A 19,221-nucleotide genomic window follows, 5' to 3' on the forward strand; every position below is an offset into this window, starting at 1 on the left:
AGACTCGACGCGTCGATGCCGCCGAACGCAGGAGTCTCCATGCCCGACGCCCCCGCCTTGCCGAGCTACGCATCGGGAATCTCGGACACCCCGCTGCTGGGGGACACCATCGGGGACGACTTCGACCGCACCGTCGCCGCCTTCGGCGACCGGGACGCGCTCGTCGACCGCGCCGCCGGGAAACGCTGGACCTACACCGAACTCGCCGCCGAGGTGGACGCGCTCGCACTGGGCCTGCTGGACCTCGGGATCGCCAAGGGCGACCGCGTCGGCATCTGGTCGCCGAACCGGTGGGAGTGGACCTGTGTCCAGTACGGATGCGCGAAGATCGGCGCGATCCTGGTCAACATCAACCCGGCGTACCGCTCGCACGAACTCGAGTACGTGCTGAACCAGGCCGGGATCAAGCTCATCGTGGCCGCGGCGTCGTTCAAGACGTCGGACTACGCGGGCATGATCGCCGAAGCGGGCCCGAAATGCCCGGCGCTGGAACACGTCGTGCTGCTCGAAAGCGAGGAGTGGACGTCGCTGCTGGAGAACGGACGCGGCGCGGATCCGTCGAGGCTCGCCAAGCGCCAAGGCGAACTGTCCGCGGACGACCCGATCAACATCCAGTACACGTCCGGCACCACGGGGTTCCCCAAGGGCGCCACGCTGAGCCACCACAACATCCTCAACAACGGCTACTTCGTCGGCGAACTCTGCAACTACACCGAAGCCGACAAGATCTGCATCCCCGTGCCCTTCTACCACTGTTTCGGCATGGTGATGGGCAATCTCGCGGCGACGACCCACGGCGCGTGCATGGTCATCCCGGCGCCCGCGTTCGAGCCGAAGGCCACCCTCGAAGCCGTCGCGGCCGAGAAATGCACTTCCCTGTACGGCGTCCCGACGATGTTCATCGCCGAACTGGCCGACCCGGACTTCGCTTCCCACGACCTGTCCTCGCTGCGCACCGGGATCATGGCGGGCTCGCCGTGCCCGGTCGAGGTGATGAAACAGGTCATCGACCGGATGGGCATGGCGGAGGTGTCGATCTGCTACGGCATGACCGAGACGTCGCCGGTGTCCACGCAGACCCGCGCGGATGATTCGGTGGAACGGCGGGTGTCGACAGTCGGGCGGGTCGGGCCGCATCTGGAGGTCAAGGTCGTCGATCCGGAGACCGGGCTGACCGTGCCGCGCGGCGAACCGGGCGAACTCTGCACCCGCGGCTACTCGGTGATGCTCGGCTATTGGGAGCAGGCCGACAAGACGGCCGAGGCGATCGACGCGGCGCGGTGGATGCACACCGGCGACCTCGCGATCATGGACGCCGACGGGTACGTCAACATCACCGGCCGGATCAAGGACATGGTCATCCGCGGCGGTGAGAACCTGTACCCGCGCGAGATCGAGGAGTTCCTCTACACCCATCCGGACATCCTCGACGCGCAGGTCATCGGCGTCCCGGACGAGAAGTACGGCGAGGAACTGATGGCGTGGGTCCGCATGCGCGAGGGCGCGGAGCCGCTGACGGCCGAAGCCGTGCGGGAGTTCTGCGAGGGGAAGCTGGCGCGCTACAAGATCCCGCGGTACGTCCATGTCGTCGAGGAGTTCCCGATGACGGTGACCGGCAAGGTGCGCAAGGTCGAGATGCGGGCGGAGTCGATCAGCATCCTCGGACTCGAAAAGGCGGCGGCTACCAAACACGCCTGACACTTCGGGGGCAACCTGTCACAGTTTTGCCGCGTGTTCCCTTCGCGGTGGATCCGAACCGCCGCGAGGGGAGAAGAATGAAACTCGAGCGAAGCAGAAGAGTTCTCGCCCTGACCGTCTCGGCGATCGTCCTGCCGCTGCCGCTGCCGCTGTCGCTGTCGCTGTCGCTGCCCGGCGCGGCGGCCGCGGCTCCCGCGACCGCCCCCATCGATCTGGGAACCCTGCCGGGAGACCAGTACAGCCAGGTCAACGCGGTCAACGACGACGGCGTCATGGTCGGCTCGTCGACGCCGCCGGACGGCCAGATCAAGTACCACGCGGCGAAATGGGACCCGCGGGGCCGCATTTCCGCGCTGCCGGGCCTCGGCGGTGAACAGAGCAAGGCGACGGACATCAACCGCGGCGGGGTCGCGGTCGGCTGGGCCCACAAGGACGCGGCCTGGAACCAGGCGGCGGTCAAATGGGCGCCGGACGGCACGGTCACCGCGTTGCCCTACCTGGCGGGCGGGGATTACGCGATCGCGAACGCGATCACCGACCGTGGCGTGATCGTCGGCGCGGCGCGGGCCGCGGACGGGAAGATCCACGCCGTGCGGTGGAATCCGGACGGGAAGGTGGTGGACCTCGGCGGCCTGCCGGGCGGGGCTTACGCCAACGCGGAATGGATCACCCCGGACGGCAGGACCGTCGCCGGGACGGCGTCCGACGCCGCCGGGAACAACCACGTCGTGCGCTGGAACCTCGCCGGCGCGATCACCGATCTTTCCCCCGGCAATCCGCGCGGCACCCCGGAGGACATGAACGATTTCGGCGTGATCGTGGGAAGTGCCGACGACGTGAACGGCAATCCGAAACCCGTGCGATGGGAGCGTGACGGGCGGATGACCTGGCTGGAGTACCCGGAGATGTGGCCGGGCTGGGCGATGGCGGTCAACAACGCCGGTGCCGCCGCCGGCGGCGGTTACCTGGTGTTCGGAACGGAGAGCCCGGTCAAGTGGAACCGGGCGGGAACCCGTACGACGCTTTCGACCGAACGCGGACTGGGTCACGACATCGACCGGGCGGGGACGGTCGTCGGCCTGGAGAACAACATCGCGACGAAGTGGGCCGCCGACGGCACCCGGACGGTGCTCGGCGCTTTGCCGGGCGGTACCTACAGCGTCGCCGACCACATCACGGCGAACGGGACGATCATCGGCCTGTCCGACAACGAGAACGGCCGCACGCACGCCGTCTACTGGCCCGCCGGGTAAGTCCGTGAAGGCCTCCTTCCCTACCCTCAGAGTAGGGAAGGAGGCCTTCACGGCACATCAGGCCGCGGTGTTGGCGGCGGCCGCGGCGATCGCCTTCGCGTCTTCTTCGCCGAAGGTCTCTTCGAGGTTCTCCGGCGAGTAGTCGAGGTCGATCTGCTCCACCGGCATCCCGCGCGCGGACTCGATCGCGCCGAGGCGCCGCCGCGCCCGGTCCGCCGCGTACTGGGTGATCTCGTCCTGGTCGAAGTCGAAGGGAGGCTCCTCGAACTGGCTCTGCACCCACTGGATCATGTCGAGCGCGTGGGGTAGCAGTTCGCCCATCCGCTGCTGCACCGCGTCCCACAGTGAGTCGTCCGCGGCGACGTGACGGCGGCAGGTGAAGGTGCCCCACGCCATGTGGCGGCGTTCGTCGTCGCCGATACGGCGTACCACCTCCTGCACACCCGGCAGGATGTTGTGCTGCGTGCAGATCAGCTGCCACGAGTAGTACCCGGTCAGCGCGAGACTGCCTTCGATGACGTGGTTGTAGGTGACGCTCGCGCGGATCTGGTTGAGCGGACTGGGATCGTCCTCCAGCGCACGCAAGGACTGCGGCAGCTCCTCGTAGAAAAGCTTGCGGTAGTGCGGATTCTCCGCGACATACGGATGCAGGTCCTCGGTGAGACCGACGGCGTCCATCCAGCGGCGGAACACCTCGGTGTGCTTGGCTTCTTCGAAGCAGAACTGCGTCAGGTACATCTCGTCGCCGAAGCGCCCGGTCGCGGACATCGCCCGCATGAACGGCTGGATGTCTTCGGTGACAGCCTCTTCACCCGCGATGAACTGCGACACCAGGTACGTCGCCGACCGCTGCTGCTCCGGGTTGAGCGTCTCCCAGCCCTCGCGCTCCCGGGAGAAGTCGATGTCGGCAGGATTCCAGAACTTCATGTTCCCCTTGACGAACAGCCGCAAGGGGAACGAGTCCCAATTCAGCCCGCCTTCGCGCAGTGAGGAAAAACCGGTCCGCAGTTCGGAGACCGTATCGGTCATGACGTACCCTTCATGTCACTCCATTGTGGACTAATCAGTGGTCAGCGCCCGGATGGCGGGCGCCAGCACGGCGACGACCGAAGCCGCCGCCTCGTCGGCCGAATGCGTCGGCATGACGAGATGGGAGAGGGAAAGCCGCACGACGGTCTCCGCCAGCAGCGCGGCGGATTCCGGGGACAGCGACGGCTCGAACTCGCGGTACTGCCCGGCCGCGACCTCGGTGGCCGCGGCCAGGATCGGTTCGCCTTTGGTGGTCAGCAGGGGAAGGAGATCCTCGCCCGCTTCGGTGCCGAGTGTCGTGGCGACGAGCCGGTTCTCGCGGGCGTGCTCGATCGTGTGGACGACCGCCACCCGGATCCCGTCGCGCAGGTTCCGCGCGTCCTGGACGCGCAGGCGGATGCCTTCCAGGAACTCCGACGTCGTCCGGAGGATCACGGCCTCGGCGAGCGTGCCCTTGTTGCCGAACTCGTTGTAGACGGTCTGCCTGCTCACTCCGGCGCGGGCGGCGACGTCCGCCATCCGCAGGGCCGTGTAGCCGCGTTCGGTGAGCAGGTCGGTCGCCGCGTCGAGCAGAGCCTCCCGCAGAGAGGCCTTGGTTCGATCGGAGAAGCTCGTGATGTCGCCCACATTTCCAGCTTGACACAGATCGCGTCCATGTCAAAGAAGTTGACGGGCACCCATTCGGTGTAAATCAGTCGGTGGTGGCGGCTACCGTGGCCGGGTGGGCATCACTGTGGGGTTCGACCTCGACATGACATTGATCGATCCGCGGCCGGGCATGGTCGCGGTGATGAACGCGCTCGGCGTGGAATCCGGCCTGCCGCTGGACGGCGAGTTCTTCGCGGCCAACCTCGGCCCGCCCCTCGACGCCAGCCTGCGGGGCTTCGGCGCTCCGGAGGAGCGCATCCCGGAGCTGGTGACGCGCTTCCGCGCGATGTACCCGGAGACGGTCGTGCCGGTGACGGTCGCGATGCCCGGCGCGGCCGAGGCACTGCACGCGGTCCACGAGGCGGGTGGGCGCACCGTCGTCGTCACCGGGAAGTACGCGCCCAACGCGAAACTCCACCTGGACGCGCTCGGTCTCGAGGTCGACGTCCTGGTGGGGGAGCTGTGGTCGACGGAGAAGGCCGCCGCGCTCACCGAGCACGGCGCCCGTGTCTACGTCGGGGACCACCTCGGCGACATCCGCGGCGCACTGGCGGCCGGTGCGGTCCCCATCGGGGTCACGACCGGCCCGTGCACCAAGGAGGAGCTGCTCGCGGAGGGGGCCGACGTGGTGTTCGACTCGCTGACCGAGTTCCCCGGCTGGCTCAGCTCTTTCGGCGAGCCTCGCGGATCAGGGCGATCAGGCCGAGGGCCAGCCCCAGCGGAGTGATCACACCCGCCGCGGCGGACAGCCACACCGGCAGGTTCTCCAGTCCGGCGGCGAACAGCACGAACACCGCTGTGACGGCGATCATGCCGAGCGCGAACAGGCCGATGCCGACGCGCATGAGGATCGGTTTGCCGGGCTTCTCGGGGACGGCCACAGCGGCCTCCTTTACTGCGGTCTCCATGAAGCAGAGGGTATCCGCCGGTATCCGCTTCTCCACAGGGCGTGTGGCGAGATACGCTTATGGGACGCGCGCCCTGGGTACGCCCCGGGCGCGTTCGTTGTGAGCAGGACAGCAAAGGACTGGTGAGGGAAGTGCCGACCGGCAAGGTCAAGTGGTACGACGCGGAGAAGGGTTTCGGTTTCGTCACCCAGGATGGGGGCGCCGACGTCTACATCCGCAAAGCCGCGCTGCCGCAGGGCGTCGAAGGGCTCAAGGCGGGCCAGCGCCTCGAGTTCGGTGTCGCCGACGGCCGCCGCGGCCCGCAAGCGCTCTCCGTCCGGCTGCTGGACCCGCCGCCGTCGGTCGCCGAGGCGCGCCGCCGTCCCGCCGAGGAGCTGCACGGGCTCATCGAGGACATGATCAAGCTGCTCGAGCTCAAGGTGCAGCCGGACCTGCGGCGCAATCGCTACCCGGACCGGAAGAACACGAAGCAGATCGCCGAGATCATGCGCGCCGTCGCCCGGGACCTCGATCCCTGATCGGCGCCCCTGCGGGTGGCTCGGGGGCCTGCAGCTGGTCCGTGAAGGCCTCCTTGCCTACCTTCAGGGTAGGCAAGGAGGCCTTCACGGACCGATGGGCCGCGCGTGGTAGCAAAGGTCCCTTGCTCCCCTCAGGCGGCCGGCGGCTCGACCTGCAGCGACCAGATCGCCGTGGTGACCGCCTCCGCGTCCTCCGGACGCCCGGTCTGGCTGATCACCGAAGCCTGCGCGACCTCGACGACGAGGATCTGGTCGTCGGGCCGGGGCGTCGTCACGGTGTAGGCGAACCGGTCCAGCGACGTGATGATGTCCTGCTTGAGCTCCTGCGGCTCGCCCTTGCCGTTCACGTACTGCACCGTGACCTTCCACGGTGTCTCCGCGATCGCGCTCGGCACCGAGATCTGCACCGGCTTCCCCGGCCGGATACGCAGCTTGCCGGCGGCGTCGGGCTTGGTGGTGCACTGCGCGCTCTTGATGTCGCAGGACGCCAGCGGGGCGACGTTCACCGTCTTGCCGTCGGCGAAGAAGGTCACCTCTTCGGGGCCGGGGGCCGCACAACCGGCCACCACGAAACCACCCGCCGCGAGTAGGGCCAAAATACGAAGTCGCCGCATACGGTGAAGATTACGAGCCCGGCCGCCACCGGGAGTCACCGGGCTGCGAGGGGATCGGCGATTCGCTCGTCGGCTCCGGGCGCAGCGGCCGGTCGCCGCCGAGCCCCGGGATCAGCGAAGTGCCGCGCCGGACCATGAACGTCTGCGTGAACCCGACGGCCAGCAGGATCGACAGCACCAGGAAGCCGATCCAGTACGTCGGCGGCAGCAGCAGGCCGACGGCACCGCCGAAGCACCAGGACATCTGCAGCACGGTCTCCGACCGCCCGAACGCCGACGCGCGCGACTCTTCCGGCAGGTCTTCCTGGATGACTGCGTCGAGGCTGATCTTCGCCAGCGCGCTCGCGGTCGCGCCGACGAGCGCCACGATCGCCGCCGTCGCCAGTCCCGCCGCCACGGTGGCGATGATCGCGATGCCGAGACAGGCTCCGACACAGGCCAGGATCACCTGATCCGGTTTGCCGAAGTGCAGCCGCGAGCCCAGCGCGTTGCCGAGGAAACCGCCGACACCGGCCGCGGCGCCGATGATCCCGAGCAGCAGCAGCTGGTCGAACGGGCTCTGCCCGCTGCCTTCCGCCTGCGCCTTCACCGCGAACGCGGAGAACATCATCAGGAACCCGGTCAGCACGCGGACGGTGCCGTTGCCCCACAACGAGACGACGATCTGCCGCCCCATCGGCTGCCGCTGCTTCCTGACCCGCCGCTCGGGATGCGCGGACAGCGACGCCGGCACCTCGCCCTCGGTCTTCTCGACCCAGGACGGGATGCGCATCGACTGCACCGCGGCGGCGACACAGATCAGCATGGTGAACCACAGCGCGCCCTGAGAGCCCCAGATCGCGTTGACCCCGCTCGCCAGCGCGCCGAACGCGCCGGCGGCGACCAGGCCGAACACGGTCAGCCGCGCGTTGGTCTTGGACAGCGTGATCTCCGGTGGCAGCACCCGTGGGGTCACGGCGGCCTTGAGCACGGTGAACGACTTCGAGAGCACCATCATGCCCAGCGCCGCCGGGTACAGGAGCCAGTCGTCGAAGTGCAGCGCCATCACGATCGCCATCAGCGCCTGCCCCGCCGAGGACACGCACATCGCGAGCCTGCGGCCGCGCTGGATCTTGTCCAGCGCCGGGCCGATCACCGGCGCGACCAGCGCGAACGGGGCGATCGTGATGAGCAGGTAGAGCGCGACCTTGCCCTTGCTCTCCCCGCTGGTGGCGGCGAAGAACAAGGTGTTGGCCAGCGCGATCGCCATGGCGGCGTCGCTGGCGTAGTTCAGCATCACCGCGTACGTCAGCGAAGTCAGGCCCGATTTGTCGGCGCCGTCCGCCTTCGTCGCGCGCTGGAAGGCTCCGACGGCCTGCCCGGTGAGCTGACGGCTGCGCATCGCCGCGACCCGGGTGACCGTGATCTTCTTCGGCATCTTCGGCAGGGAGCCCGCGCGTGGCGGGACCGCGGTCGTCGGATGCTCGTGCGGCTGCTCTTGGGCGACACGCGGCTCACCCGCGTAGCCACCGGTGTCGTAGTGCTCGTACTCGCCGCTGCCCGGCGGGTGCTCGTCGTAGAACCCGCCCGGACGACGCCGGACGGGTTCGGTCTGCCGCTGCGAAGGATCCGGATACGGCCGCGCGCCGCGGGGAGGGGTCCTCGGCGGGGGCGGCTGGTGGTGCCCCATCGGGATCGCGCTGGTGCGTGCCTCGTCGGCGGTCGGCCCGGCCGGATGCGGCTGGTAGTGGGGCTGGTGCTGCGGACGGGCCGCGGGCGGCACCGGCTGCTGGTCGACGCGGGTGGGCGGTGGCGCGGACCAGTTGCGCGCCTGGGCGGCTCCCGGCTCCGGCGTCCACTTCCGCTTGCTCTTGCGGCCACGCTCCTTGCCCGGCCTGCCGGAAGGCGTGCCGTCGGGTCCAGAGTTCGAGCCGAAGATTCCCACGCTTCAATCCTGCCTTACGCGGGTCTCGCTTCGCGCGTTCACCACTGCTTTCTAGGTGGTCGCGACGAATTTCACGCGGAACATCCTGGGCCAGAGCTTGCCGGTGATCAGGAATTCGTCGGTCCCCGGCACCGCCGCGATGCCGTTGAGGACGTCGGCGGAGCTCCGCTCCTCGGGAGTGAGGAGCCCGGACGCGTCGATCTCGCCGGTCACCCGCCCGGTCGCGGCGTCGATCCGCAGGATCCGGTCGGTCTGCCAGACGTTCGCGTACACGGAGCCCCCGACGCATTCCAGCTCGTTCAGCTGGTCACGGCCGACATCGACACCGCCTGTCGGCGCGAAGGTCACGGGGTCACGGAAGGTCAGCTTCGACGACCCATCGCTCATCACCAGCTGCCCGTCGCGGTGACACAGCCCCCAGCCCTCGCCGGTGTAGTTCACGCGCCTCAGCTCGGCCAGCGTCTTGGCGTCGCGTTCGATCGCGACGCCGTCCTGCCAGGTGATCTGCCAGGCCGTCGGCCCCAGCACGGTGATGCCCTCGCCGAACAGGCCGGGCAGGTCCTGCCGGACCGACGGCGCCGCGCCCGGGGGCCCGGCCCGCATCGACGACTTCCCGACCAGGCCGGTCCCCTCGTACAGCGTCTCGCCGGAGAACTCGAGGCCCTGGGTGAAGGCGGCCGGGTCGTGGGGCAGGGTCGAGAGCACCCGCACCTTGAATTTCTCGGGCGCGGGCGGGGCGGCGTCGCTCACCGGCGCGGCGGCGCAGCCACCGAGGACGGCGGCCAGCAGGAGTGACATGGTCATCAGCGTGCGCACGCGGACAGCCTGACACGGACCGCGATATCGCGTGCGGCAGAATGGGGGCATGACCCTGCTGTTGACCCTGGACGACGGCTCCATCCAGCGCAAACTCGCCGAGGCGGTCGATCTCGCCCGTGCGGCGGTGCTGGAGGACGCCGGTGCCGAACAGGTCGGCGCGCACGTCGGCGTCGACCGGGAGGACGCGGTCTCCGCGAGCCACCTGTTCGAGGCGACCGTGTCGGGTTATCGAGGCTGGCGCTGGTCGGTCACGGTCGCGCTCGCCGGCGAGGAAGAGCCGATCACGGTCAGCGAGGTCGTGCTGATCCCCGGTCCGGAAGCGCGCGTCGCCCCGGCGTGGGTGCCGTGGGACCGCCGTGTCCAGGCGGGCGATCTCGGCGTCGGCGACATCTTCCCGGTGGAGAAGGACGACCCGCGGCTCGTCCCGGCGTACTTGGAGTCCGACGACCCCGCGGTCGAAGCGGTCGCCAAGGAGACCGGCCTCGGCCGGGTCCACGTGCTGTCCCGGTACGGCAGGCTCGACGCCGCCGCCCGCTGGCACGGCGGCGAGTTCGGCCCGCGGTCGGACATGGCGCGCAGCGCGCCGGACGTCTGCGGGAGCTGCGGCTTCTTCGTGCCGCTCGCCGGGTCGCTCAGCGCGGCCTTCGGCGCGTGCACCAACGACATCTCCCCGGCGGACGGCCACGTCGTCGACGTCGAGTACGGCTGCGGCGCGCACTCCGAGATCGAGGTCGAGGTGACCTCGTCGGTGCCGGTGGCGGAGCTGGTCTACGACGACTCGCTGATCGACTTCGAGCCCGCACCGGAGACCTCCGCCGAGGTCCAGCCGGAGGTCGAGCCGGAGACCGTCTCCCCGGCCGAGGAGACCGCCGACGAAGCTCAGGTCGAGGCCGAAAGCGCCAGTGAGCACTGACCCGTTCGGCACCGAGCGGCTCCGCGCCGCCGTCCTGCGGGCGTGGGCCGATTCGCCGACGCGGTTCACCGAGGACACGAACACCGAGAACGACCTGCGGGTCGGCGGCTACCGTGACCGGCTGTTCGTCGAGCTGGCGCAGAACGCCGCCGACGCCGCCCTGGCCGCCGGTGAACGCGGCAGGCTCCGGGTGTCCGTCGTGGACGGTGAGCTGAGATTCGCCAACACCGGTGCGCCCTTGGACGCCCGCGGGGTCGAATCCCTTGCCTCCCTTCGCGCTTCCGGCAAGGGGGAGGAGACCGTCGGCCGCTTCGGCGTCGGGTTCGCCGCCGTGCTCACGGTTTCCGCCGAGCCGAGGATCGTTTCGGTGACCGGTGGGGTCGCCTTCTCCGCGGAACGCACGCGCGCCGAAGCCGGCCGCGCCGGCGACGTTCCCGTGCTCCGGCTTCCGTGGCCGGTCGCCGAAGCCGAACCTCCCGTGCCCGAAGGCTTCACCACCGAGGTCCGGCTTCCGCTGATTGAGGGCGTCGACAGCCAGGCCCTGCTGGAGAACCTGAAGAACGACATCGGCGATCTCCTGCTCACCCTGTCCTGGCTCGAAAGCATCGAGATCGAGGGCGGTGTCTGGCGCCGGTCCGATCTCGGTGACGGCGTCGTCGAGCTCGCGTCACCGGCGGGTGCCGAGCACTGGCAGGTCCATCGCGGCGACGTCGTCTGGGCCGTCCCGCTGGACGGGGCCGGTTCGCCCCGGCCGCTCGGTGACGACGTCCTGCACGCGCCGACCCCCACCGACGACGAGCTTTCCCTGCCTGCCAGGCTGATCGCGACGTTGCCGATCGAGCCGTCCCGCCGCCGCGCGCTGCCGGGTCCGGAGCTGACGTCGGCACTGAAGAACGCCGCGCGGGAGTACGTCGAACTCGTCCGTTCCTTGCCCGGCAAGGAACGTCTGGCGCTCGTGCCCGGCGCGGACTTCCCGCGTTCCACTGTGGACGGAACGCTGCGGGAGGCCATCCTCGAAAATCTCGCCGACTCGGCCTGGCTTCCCGCGCAATCAGGTGACGACTTGCCGGGGCGTCAGGCGCGTGTCCTGCCGGTGGACGTGCCGGGGCTGGCGCCGCTGCTGGCGGACCTCGTGCCTGGGCTCATTTCACTGTCCGGTGTGGACCTTCGCGCCGTCGGTGCGCAGTCGCTCTCACCCGCCGAGGCCATCGAGCTGCTGACCGGGGCGCAGCGCGAGCCCTCGTGGTGGCGTTCGCTCTACGACGTGCTGCTGCCGGCACTCGAAGCGCACGACCTCACCAAGGACGACCTCGGCGCGTTGCCGGTACCGATGTCGGACGGTCGTACCTTGCCAGGCGTACGCGACGCATTGCTCGTCGGCGGCTCGGCGGAACTGCTCGAACTTCTGTCCGATGTGGACATCATCGGCCTGCGGCTCGTGCATCCGGCCGCCGCGCATCCGTTGCTGGAACGCTTGGGAGCCAAGCGCGCCGAGGCGAGCGACCTGCTCGAAGCCGACGCGCTGAGCGCCGCCGTCGAACGCAGCGTCGAAGACGTCCGGTCCGGTTTGGACGGTATGGCCCTCGCGGGTGCGGTGCTCCGCCTGATCGCCGAGGTCGGTGACGAGGCCCCCGATTGGGCGGGCGCCTTGGCCTTGCCGAGTGAGGACGGCTGGCGTCGTGCGGACGAACTCGTCCTGCCCACGTCGCCACTGGGCGACATCTTCGATCCCGAGGTGTTCGAAGAAGACGGCGCTTTGTCCGTGCTGGACGAGGAATTCGCCGAGGACTGGCCGGCGGCCACGCTCGTCGCGGTCGGCGTGCTGGATTCCTTCGCGATCATCACCGACGACGAACCGCTGGAACCCGAGCACGGCCTGCCCGACGAGCACGACTGGTGGGATTCGCTGGAGCGCCCGCCGTCACGGGTGCTCGCCGTGCGCGATCTCGATCTCGTCGGTGATGACGCCTGGCCGGAGGCGCTGCGGTTGCTCGCGTCCCGTCCCGAAACCTGGCGTGCCCTCACCGAACCCGGCGGGCATACCGGCTGGTGGCTCGCGCGGTACGCGCTCCTGGACGGGCACGCGCCGCTCGATTGGCGGATGCCGGAAGCGTCCGCGCTGGCCGGGCTCTACGACGTCGTCCCGGATTCGGGGTTGAGCAAGGAGATCCTGCTCGCCATCGGGGTAAGGACAGAGCTGGGTTCCGACGCCGAAGACGTCGAAGATCTCTTGGAGCGGCTGGGCGACCCCGAGCGCAAGGTGAGCTCCGGACTCGCTTCCCTGGCACACGCGGCACTCGCCGAGTACACAGTGGACGTCGCGCCGCCGGATCGCGTCCGCGCCGCAGATGGTTCGGCCGTCGATGCCCAGAACGCCGTCGTGCTCGACGTGCCGTGGTTCGCCGCCGTGCTGGCGCCGGAGCGCATGGTCGTCGCGGCGAGCGGCGCCGCCGCGCTGGCGGAACTGCTGGACCTGCCGGTGGCGAGCGGTCTCGACGCCAAGGTCATCGAAGACGGCGAATACGTGCCGTGGACGGAGCTGCCCGCGCTTCGGCTGGCCGCCGATCAGCTGGGCGTCGAACCGCCCGAGGGCGGGGTGCTGCTGCACGAGGCGCTGACGGTGACCTTCGAGGACGCGGAGCATGACGTCGCCTGGTGGTCCGACGGCAGGCTGCACGCCGCCGACACCCCCGAAGGGCTCGGCCGGGCCTTCGCCTGGGCGACGGACCGCTGGGCCGACCGGCACGTCCTCACGGCCCTGCTCGAAGACCCCTCGCCTTCGGCCCTCCTGAACTGACGCATTTCGTCCTCTGAATGCGGTAGTTGCACACGCAAGGACCGCATTCAGAGGACGAAATGCGCGGCTAGAAGCGTTGGGCGCTCTTCGAGCCCCGGCGGGCGGCGGCGCGCTGCCAGGCGATGATCGCGAGACCGATGAAGCCGAGCACGAGGCCGGAGAACGCCGTCTGCACCCAGATGCCGTCGGTCACAAAGAACAGGACCACGGTCGCGACCGCCCAGAGCGAGGTACCTACGATCACGACCGGCGTCAGGTCGGTCAGCCGCTTCGGCAGCTCCGGCGTTGGCCGCAATGAACCGTTTACTTCCCCGGAATTGATCGATTCGCCCACGTGGGGAAGGGTACCCGGCAACGGGCGAAGGGTGGTACGCGATGGCGGAGCAGCGCACCCGGTCCACACTGGACCGGTTCTTCAAGATCAGCGAGCGCGGCTCGACACCGGGGCGTGAGATCCGCGGCGGGGTCGTCACCTTCTTCACGATGGCCTACATCGTGGTCCTGAACCCGCTGATCCTCGGCAGTTTCTCCGCCGACGACGCGGGCGCGCACAAGGACGTCCTCGGCGACATCCTCCCCGTGCCGCAGGTCGCCGCGGTGACCGCGCTGGTCGCCGGGGTGCTGACGATCATCATGGGCCTGGTCGCGAACTACCCGTTCGCCATCGCCACCGGTCTCGGCATCAACAGCCTGATCGCGGTCACCTTCGCCTCCCAGATGACCTGGCCGGAGGCGATGGGCCTGGTGGTGATCGAGGGTCTGGTCATCGTCCTGCTGGTGTTCGCCGGTATCCGGACGGCGGTGTTCAATGCCGTGCCGCCGCCGCTGAAATCCGCGATCGCGGTCGGCATCGGCCTGTTCATCTGCCTCATCGGCCTGGTCGACGCCGGATTCGTGCGCCGCGTCCCGGACGACGCGAAGACGACTGTGCCGGTCGGGCTCGGCATCAACGGTTCGATCGCGTCGTGGCCGACGCTGGTGTTCGTCGTCGGCCTGCTGGTGACCGGAATCCTGGTGGCGAAGCGGGTCAAGGGCGCGATCCTGATCGGTGTCCTCGCCTCGACCGTGCTGGCGATCGTCATCGAGGCGATCACCAAGGTCGGCCCGTCGAAGGGCGTCAACCCGCAGGGCTGGAACCTCGGCTACCCGGCGCTGCCCGATCAGGTCCTTGGCGTGCCGGACCTCTCGCTGGTCGGCGACATCTCCTTCGGCGCCTGGACGCGGCTGCCGATCATCACCGTCGTGCTGCTGGTGTTCACCCTGGTGCTGGCGGACTTCTTCGACACCATGGGCTCGATGACCGGCCTGGCGAAGGAGGGCGGTCTCCTCCCGCCGGACGGCAAACTCCCGAACGTCGGCAAGGCCCTGTTCGTCGACGGTCTCGCCGGCGCCGCGGGCGGGTTCGCGTCTTCGAGTTCGAACACCGTGTACGTCGAATCCGCGTCCGGCATCGCCGAGGGCGCCAGGACCGGGCTCGCGAACGTCGTCACCGGGGTGCTCTTCATCGCGGCCATGTTCCTGACCCCGCTCTATCAGGTCGTCCCGGTCGAAGCCGCCGCTCCGGCGCTGGTCGTCGTCGGCGCGCTGATGATGAGCCAGGTCAAGGAGATCGACTTCGCCGACTTCACCGTCGCGCTGCCCGCGTTCCTGACGATCGTGGTCATGCCGTTCACCTACTCGATCGCCAACGGTATCGGCGCCGGCTTCGTCAGCTACGTCGTCATCCGCGCGGTCACCGGCAAGGCCAAGGGTGTGCATCCGCTCATGTGGGGTATCGCGGTGATGTTCGTGGCCTACTTCGCGGTCGGTCCCATCCAAGCCGCGTTCAACTGACCAGCGGTTATGTCATCCGTGGGCGATCTCACGGGCCGATGATCCGATCGTGAGGTATGCTAACTATATGTCCGGAGACACGCACGAGCGCTCACTGGCGAGCCGCCTGCGTCTCGCGGTGGTGCGGCTGAATCGACGGCTGCGGGCCCAGCGCGCCGGTGACGGCATCTCGCTGACCCAGGTGTCCGCGTTGTCGACGCTGCACAAATGCGGTGCGCTGACTCCCGGTCAGCTCGCCGCGAAGGAAGGCGTCCAGCCGCCCTCGATGACGAGGGTGATCGCCGCGCTCGAGGAGATGGGTTACGTCGAGCGCAGGCCGCATCCGACGGACGGCCGCCAGGCGATCGTCGAGTTGTCCGACCGCGGCCGGGCCTACGTGATCGAGCAGATCACCGCGCGGGAGATCTGGCTGGACAAGCAATTGGCGGAGTTGAGCGCCGAGGAACGTGAAGTGCTCTCTCGCGCCTCCGAGATCATCGACAGGATGGCGGGGAACTAACAGCGGTGACGACCACGGGTAACGAAACACAGTGTCCTTCCAAGACCACCGTTACCCGGGAACCCACTCCACCGCCACCGCCCGCGCCCGAGAAGTCGCGCGGGAGCATGTTCTCCTCGCTGAAGGTCCGTAACTACCGGCTCTTCTTCACCGGCCAGGTCATCTCGAACATCGGCACCTGGATGCAGCGCATCGCGCAGGACTGGCTGGTGTTCACCCTCAGCGGCAACGACCCGATCGCGCTCGGCATCGCGGTCGCGCTGCAGTTCGCGCCGACGCTGTTCCTCTCGTTGTGGGCCGGGGTGCTGGCCGACCGCGTCGACAAGCGGCGGCTGCTGATCGGCATCCAGATCGCCGTGCTGGCGCAGGCGGTCGTCCTCGGCGCGCTCGATCTGAGCGGGATCGCGGCGCTCTGGCACGTGTACCTCCTCTGCTTCACCCTCGGCGTGACGGCCTCGCTGGAGGTGCCCGCGCGGCAGTCGTTCGTAGCCGAGATGGTGGGCAGGGACAAGGTCACCAACGCAGTCGCGCTCAACTCCTCGATCTTCAACATGGCCCGTATCGTCGGCCCGGCCATCGCGGGTTTCGCGATCACCTGGGTCGGCACCGGCTGGCTGTTCATGGCGAACGCGGTGAGCACGGGCGCCGTCATCGCCGCGCTGGTGATGATGAACCCGGACAAGCTCTTCCGCGGCCCGGCCATCCCGCGCGAGAAGGGGCAGCTCGTCGAGGGGCTGCGATACGTGCGGCGGCGCAGCGACCTGATGACCGTGATGGTGCTGGTGTTCTTCGTGAGCACGTTCGGCATCACGTACTTCACGTCGCTGCCGATCGTCGCCGCGAACGTCTTCCACACCAACGCCGACGGCTACGGCCTGCTGTCGACATTGGTCGCCGTCGGCACCTTCACCGGCGCACTGATGTCGGCCCGCCGCAACACCCGCGGCGGTCCGCGCGTGCGGCTGCTGCTGATCTCGGCGTTCCTGCTCGGCGCGTTCGAGGTGATCACCGCGTTCATGCCGACCTACCTGACCTTCGGCCTCGCGCTGATCCCGCTCGGCTTCGCCACGATCACCTTCCTGAACACGGCGAACGCGCTGGTGCAGACCGCGGTCAGCCCGGAGATGCGCGGCCGCGTGATGGGCCTGTACGTGCTGGTGCTGATCGGCGGCAACCCCATCGGCGGCCCGATGACCGGTTGGATGGCCGACGCTTTCGGCGGCCGCTCGCCGTTCTACATCGGTGGCGCGGTCTCGGCGCTCGCCGCGATAGCCTGCGCTGTCGTGCTGATCCGGCGCGGCGGGGTGAGCCTGCCGGTGCGGCGGTTCGGGAACGGTCTGCGGGTGCTGAAGCGGGAGCGGGTGTGAACGAACTCGGCGTCGAACCGTCGGTGACCGGCGAGTCCCGGTTCCTCGACTGGACGATCGACGGCGTCGCGCTGCGCACGCTGGTTCCCGCTCAGCAGCAGACGCCGTTGTCCCTGGACGACGAAGGATGGCGTGATTCGGCGGTCGAGACGCTTTCGCGGTTGCTCGGCCGCTTGCCCGGCGATTTTGACGACGGCCGGGTCGCGCTGCTGGTGTGCCCCTTGTGCGGTGATCTCGGCTGCGGCGGGTACAGCGTCGAGATTGTCTTCGGCGACCACGCGGTCGAGTGGCGGGCCTTCGGCTGGCAAACCGACTACGAGCCGTTCGACGACCCGGAGGAGTACCGGTTCACCGGTGCCCGTTTCGACCGGAAGGCGTACGAGACGCTGCTCGGCGATCTTCTGGCGGACTACCGGGCTTAACGGCCGAGCAGCGGCGGCACCATCTTTTCGGCGAGCGCCTGGAGGTCGCCGGTGCCTTTGAACTTCAGCGTCTGCCCGGCCGGATCGTCGGTGAGCTGCACGACGACACCTCGTCCGTCGATCTGGGCGGGCAACCCGGCGATCGTCGTGGTCGGGGTGACGGCGGTGGACAGTTCGCTGTAGTCGGCGGTCACGCCGTTCAGTTCGCACGCGGCGAAGAAGGTCGGCTTCGCGTTGTCGACGGGCACGCCGAGGGCGCGGCCGAGTTCTCCGCACAGCAGCCACGAGATCACCGGGAGCGGCCTGTCCTTGATCGGGCCGGGTTCGATCTTCTCCACGGCGATCTCACCGTCCTTGCCGATTTTCGGCAACTTCGGCCCTGGTGGTGTCACGCCTGCGATCAACGCTTCGGCGAGTGCCCTCGCCGTCTTTTCGGTTTCGGGGCTCTTGACGATCCTGCCGCGGAGCGAGACATGCAGCACCGGCGAGGCGCCGTTGTGCGGCGCGACCTCGACGAGTTCGACGCTCAGGCTGGTGCCGTCCTTGTCGGTGGCGATGACCGCGAGCTTGCCGGCGACCGAGGTCTTCGTGGGCATGCCCCGGCTCGTGTCCTCGGGCAGCGCGGGAATCATCTGCACGCTGACGTCGAGTTTCGCGGTGATCGCGTGACAGGAGCTTCCTGCCTCCCGCAGCGTGCGGTCGCCGAGGATCTCCTCCCAGCGCTGCTCCGGGATCGCCTGGCACAGCACCTGCGCGCCGGTTTCGTCCGTCAGCGCGGCCACCATCTCGCCCGTCGGCATCGTGACCGGGCGGAGCGCCTGCGCCCGTTCGGACGGCCAGACTTCGGGGAGCTCGGCGCCGGTATCTGTGTCGTCCCGGCTCAGCAGCGTGATCGCGACGGCGATACCCGCGCCGAACAGCAGCAGGACACTGACCAGCGCGCAGCCCGCCCAGATCCACATCGGACGGTCGGTCTTGCGTGCGATGGCGCGGTAGTCGTTCGGGGTGGCCACGGGGTGAAGCTAGCCCGTCGGGCGTCCGCTGTCCGGCGAAACGCCAACCCGATGGATGGATCCGCACGGTGGATCTTCGAGGAGAGTTGCGTAGACCTGGACCAGCGCTGGTCAGTAAACCGGCGAAGTGGACCCGGCTGCCTTCCGGACGGTGGGTGGGATTCTGATCTTTTCCGCCATTTCTCTCACTCGGCTCTTTTAGTGACCGCCGCGCTGCCAGCACCAGGCGAGGGCGTCCGGGACAGCGAGCAGCGGTTCTTCGAAAGCACGTAGACCATCACCGTCGGCCCGAGCTCGGAGATGGTGTCCAGGATTCCGTTTCCGGCGTCCATCGTTCTCGTGGGTGAAATGCAGACGACGTTGCCCCGGAAGCACCAGGCTTCTTGCGGCACGTCAGGCGGACGTGAGGTCGCCTGAAAACAGCGCGGCGCTGTCACCAAGTAACCAGATCAACGGCCGAGAAAGGCGCTCACCTCTCGTGGGGCGGAACAACGCCCGTATCGTGATGCTCAAGACATGAACAGCACAGCGTTCCGGTTGGCGCGGAAGACTTCGAACGTTCAGCACCCGGATCGTTCGTTGATCTCGGGACCCGGGACGACCACCGCCCCCGTGGTCCCGAGGTCAGCGGCAGGTAGGCGAAGACCGGGTCTCACCTCCACCTGGCCGAGGGAGGCGGCTCCAGCGCCTCCCGTTCGAGGACGGGGTCCTTGGTCACGGTCTGCCTAAGGACGCACAGGATGTCGCCGTGGTGACGACCACGGCCTTGCCGCTCAGAAGACTCATGGGGACCAGTGTGCTGTCACCCGGAAGGGTGAGATCGGCATCTTTCGGCGGAACCCCTTGTCGGGGTAGATGAGGTTAGGCTAACCTCATACATGTCCGCTTCGTGGTGGGAGCGGCAGTCAGTTCGGGAACGGACGAAGTCCCGCAACCGGGTCACCCCCGGAGGCGGGGCTTCGTTCA

The 19,221-nt window shown here is 68.8% G+C and carries 18 protein-coding genes; 10 read left to right on the forward strand and 8 right to left on the reverse strand.

All coding sequences use genetic code 11. The features are described from left to right. Positions 1 to 39: 39 nt before the first annotated feature. Both AC0685_RS10395 and AC0685_RS10400 read left to right on the forward strand, forming a co-directional pair. Positions 40 to 1,698, forward strand: a complete 1,659-nt coding sequence (locus tag AC0685_RS10395; protein ID WP_478225267.1) for an AMP-binding protein — start codon at positions 40 to 42, stop codon at positions 1,696 to 1,698. Positions 1,699 to 1,775: 77 nt separating this feature from the next. Next, positions 1,776 to 2,951 (forward strand): hypothetical protein, encoded by a 1,176-nt coding sequence (locus tag AC0685_RS10400; protein ID WP_478225268.1) that lies wholly within the window; start codon positions 1,776 to 1,778, stop codon positions 2,949 to 2,951. Positions 2,952 to 3,008: 57 nt separating this feature from the next. Here AC0685_RS10400 and AC0685_RS10405 read toward each other — a convergent pair whose 3' ends face one another. Both AC0685_RS10405 and AC0685_RS10410 read right to left on the reverse strand, forming a co-directional pair. Then, positions 3,009 to 3,980: a R2-like ligand-binding oxidase gene (locus AC0685_RS10405; RefSeq protein WP_478225269.1), complete on the reverse strand. Its 972-nt coding sequence runs from the start codon at positions 3,978 to 3,980 to the stop codon at positions 3,009 to 3,011. A 30-nt stretch (positions 3,981 to 4,010) separates the two neighbouring features. After that, positions 4,011 to 4,607: a TetR/AcrR family transcriptional regulator gene (locus AC0685_RS10410; protein WP_478225270.1), complete on the reverse strand. Its 597-nt coding sequence runs from the start codon at positions 4,605 to 4,607 to the stop codon at positions 4,011 to 4,013. A 94-nt stretch (positions 4,608 to 4,701) separates the two neighbouring features. Here AC0685_RS10410 and AC0685_RS10415 point away from each other — a divergent pair, with 94 nt between their 5' ends. Next, positions 4,702 to 5,355 carry an HAD family hydrolase gene (locus AC0685_RS10415; protein WP_478225271.1) on the forward strand — a complete coding sequence of 218 codons (654 nt, stop codon included), beginning with the start codon at positions 4,702 to 4,704 and terminating at the stop codon, positions 5,353 to 5,355. On the opposite strand, the gene AC0685_RS10420 is transcribed toward AC0685_RS10415, so the two are convergent. After that, the gene (locus tag AC0685_RS10420; protein WP_125683903.1) at positions 5,291 to 5,536 is read right to left on the reverse strand and encodes a hypothetical protein; all 246 of its coding nucleotides are present in this window, start codon (positions 5,534 to 5,536) and stop codon (positions 5,291 to 5,293) included. The two genes, AC0685_RS10415 and AC0685_RS10420, sit on opposite strands and share 65 nt — an antisense overlap. 131 nt (positions 5,537 to 5,667) lie before the next feature. On the opposite strand from AC0685_RS10420, the gene AC0685_RS10425 reads away from it, so the two are divergent. Next, the gene (locus AC0685_RS10425) at positions 5,668 to 6,054 is read left to right on the forward strand and encodes a cold-shock protein (protein WP_016337551.1); all 387 of its coding nucleotides are present in this window, start codon (positions 5,668 to 5,670) and stop codon (positions 6,052 to 6,054) included. Positions 6,055 to 6,185: 131 nt separating this feature from the next. On the opposite strand, the gene AC0685_RS10430 is transcribed toward AC0685_RS10425, so the two are convergent. From AC0685_RS10430 to AC0685_RS10440, 3 genes are read right to left on the reverse strand one after another with little or no spacing between them, the layout of a single operon-like run. Further along, on the reverse strand, positions 6,186 to 6,650 hold the full coding sequence (locus AC0685_RS10430; protein ID WP_478225538.1) for a DUF2771 family protein: 465 nt from the start codon (positions 6,648 to 6,650) through the stop codon (positions 6,186 to 6,188). A gap of 28 nt (positions 6,651 to 6,678) precedes the next feature. After that, positions 6,679 to 8,592 carry an MFS transporter gene (locus tag AC0685_RS10435; protein ID WP_478225272.1) on the reverse strand — a complete coding sequence of 638 codons (1,914 nt, stop codon included), beginning with the start codon at positions 8,590 to 8,592 and terminating at the stop codon, positions 6,679 to 6,681. Positions 8,593 to 8,643: 51 nt separating this feature from the next. Next, a complete protein-coding gene (locus AC0685_RS10440; RefSeq protein ID WP_478225273.1) occupies positions 8,644 to 9,408 on the reverse strand; it encodes a glutaminyl-peptide cyclotransferase in 765 nt (254 codons plus the stop codon). Between the two features lie 49 nt (positions 9,409 to 9,457). Between AC0685_RS10440 and AC0685_RS10445 the strand changes: the two genes are divergently transcribed. Continuing rightward, complete coding sequence (locus AC0685_RS10445; RefSeq protein ID WP_478225274.1) at positions 9,458 to 10,324, forward strand: DUF3027 domain-containing protein; 867 nt, start codon at positions 9,458 to 9,460, stop codon at positions 10,322 to 10,324. Beyond that, positions 10,314 to 13,121 (forward strand): sacsin N-terminal ATP-binding-like domain-containing protein, encoded by a 2,808-nt coding sequence (locus AC0685_RS10450; RefSeq protein WP_478225275.1) that lies wholly within the window; start codon positions 10,314 to 10,316, stop codon positions 13,119 to 13,121. The genes AC0685_RS10445 and AC0685_RS10450 overlap by 11 nt, the downstream gene beginning before the upstream one ends. A 67-nt stretch (positions 13,122 to 13,188) precedes the next feature. Here the strand turns inward: AC0685_RS10450 and AC0685_RS10455 are convergent, their stop codons facing one another. Then, positions 13,189 to 13,416, reverse strand: a complete 228-nt coding sequence (locus tag AC0685_RS10455; RefSeq protein ID WP_125801418.1) for a DUF2530 domain-containing protein — start codon at positions 13,414 to 13,416, stop codon at positions 13,189 to 13,191. Positions 13,417 to 13,496: 80 nt separating this feature from the next. Between AC0685_RS10455 and AC0685_RS10460 the strand changes: the two genes are divergently transcribed. The 4 genes from AC0685_RS10460 to AC0685_RS10475 all read left to right on the forward strand — a co-directional run bounded on the left by AC0685_RS10460 (position 13,497) and on the right by AC0685_RS10475 (position 17,242). Then, complete coding sequence (locus AC0685_RS10460; RefSeq protein ID WP_478225276.1) at positions 13,497 to 14,954, forward strand: NCS2 family permease; 1,458 nt, start codon at positions 13,497 to 13,499, stop codon at positions 14,952 to 14,954. Positions 14,955 to 15,021: 67 nt separating this feature from the next. Further along, positions 15,022 to 15,453: a MarR family winged helix-turn-helix transcriptional regulator gene (locus AC0685_RS10465; RefSeq protein ID WP_016337543.1), complete on the forward strand. Its 432-nt coding sequence runs from the start codon at positions 15,022 to 15,024 to the stop codon at positions 15,451 to 15,453. Positions 15,454 to 15,560: 107 nt separating this feature from the next. Further along, positions 15,561 to 16,820: an MFS transporter gene (locus AC0685_RS10470; RefSeq protein WP_340686574.1), complete on the forward strand. Its 1,260-nt coding sequence runs from the start codon at positions 15,561 to 15,563 to the stop codon at positions 16,818 to 16,820. Then, positions 16,817 to 17,242, forward strand: coding sequence for a hypothetical protein (locus AC0685_RS10475; RefSeq protein WP_478225277.1), 426 nt, complete (start codon positions 16,817 to 16,819; stop codon positions 17,240 to 17,242). Before AC0685_RS10470 ends, AC0685_RS10475 begins: the two co-directional genes overlap by 4 nt. On the opposite strand, the gene AC0685_RS10480 is transcribed toward AC0685_RS10475, so the two are convergent. Further along, positions 17,239 to 18,255 carry a hypothetical protein gene (locus AC0685_RS10480; RefSeq protein ID WP_478225278.1) on the reverse strand — a complete coding sequence of 339 codons (1,017 nt, stop codon included), beginning with the start codon at positions 18,253 to 18,255 and terminating at the stop codon, positions 17,239 to 17,241. The two genes, AC0685_RS10475 and AC0685_RS10480, sit on opposite strands and share 4 nt — an antisense overlap. Positions 18,256 to 19,221: the final 966 nt, after the last annotated feature.

Source organism: Amycolatopsis sp. NPDC043889, from assembly GCF_056435645.1.

Bases quoted from the DNA above. Each gene is read 5' to 3' on its own strand.
- AC0685_RS10465 (WP_016337543.1), top strand. From the start codon at position 15,022: ATGTCCGGAGACACGCACGAGCGCTCACTGGCGAGCCGCCTGCGTCTC.
- AC0685_RS10460 (WP_478225276.1), top strand. From the start codon at position 13,497: ATGGCGGAGCAGCGCACCCGGTCCACACTGGACCGGTTCTTCAAGATC.
- AC0685_RS10470 (WP_340686574.1), top strand. From the start codon at position 15,561: ATGTTCTCCTCGCTGAAGGTCCGTAACTACCGGCTCTTCTTCACCGGC.
- AC0685_RS10405 (WP_478225269.1), bottom strand. From the start codon at position 3,980: ATGACCGATACGGTCTCCGAACTGCGGACCGGTTTTTCCTCACTGCGC.
- AC0685_RS10420 (WP_125683903.1), bottom strand. From the start codon at position 5,536: ATGGAGACCGCAGTAAAGGAGGCCGCTGTGGCCGTCCCCGAGAAGCCC.
- AC0685_RS10400 (WP_478225268.1), top strand. From the start codon at position 1,776: ATGAAACTCGAGCGAAGCAGAAGAGTTCTCGCCCTGACCGTCTCGGCG.
- AC0685_RS10445 (WP_478225274.1), top strand. From the start codon at position 9,458: ATGACCCTGCTGTTGACCCTGGACGACGGCTCCATCCAGCGCAAACTC.
- AC0685_RS10395 (WP_478225267.1), top strand. From the start codon at position 40: ATGCCCGACGCCCCCGCCTTGCCGAGCTACGCATCGGGAATCTCGGAC.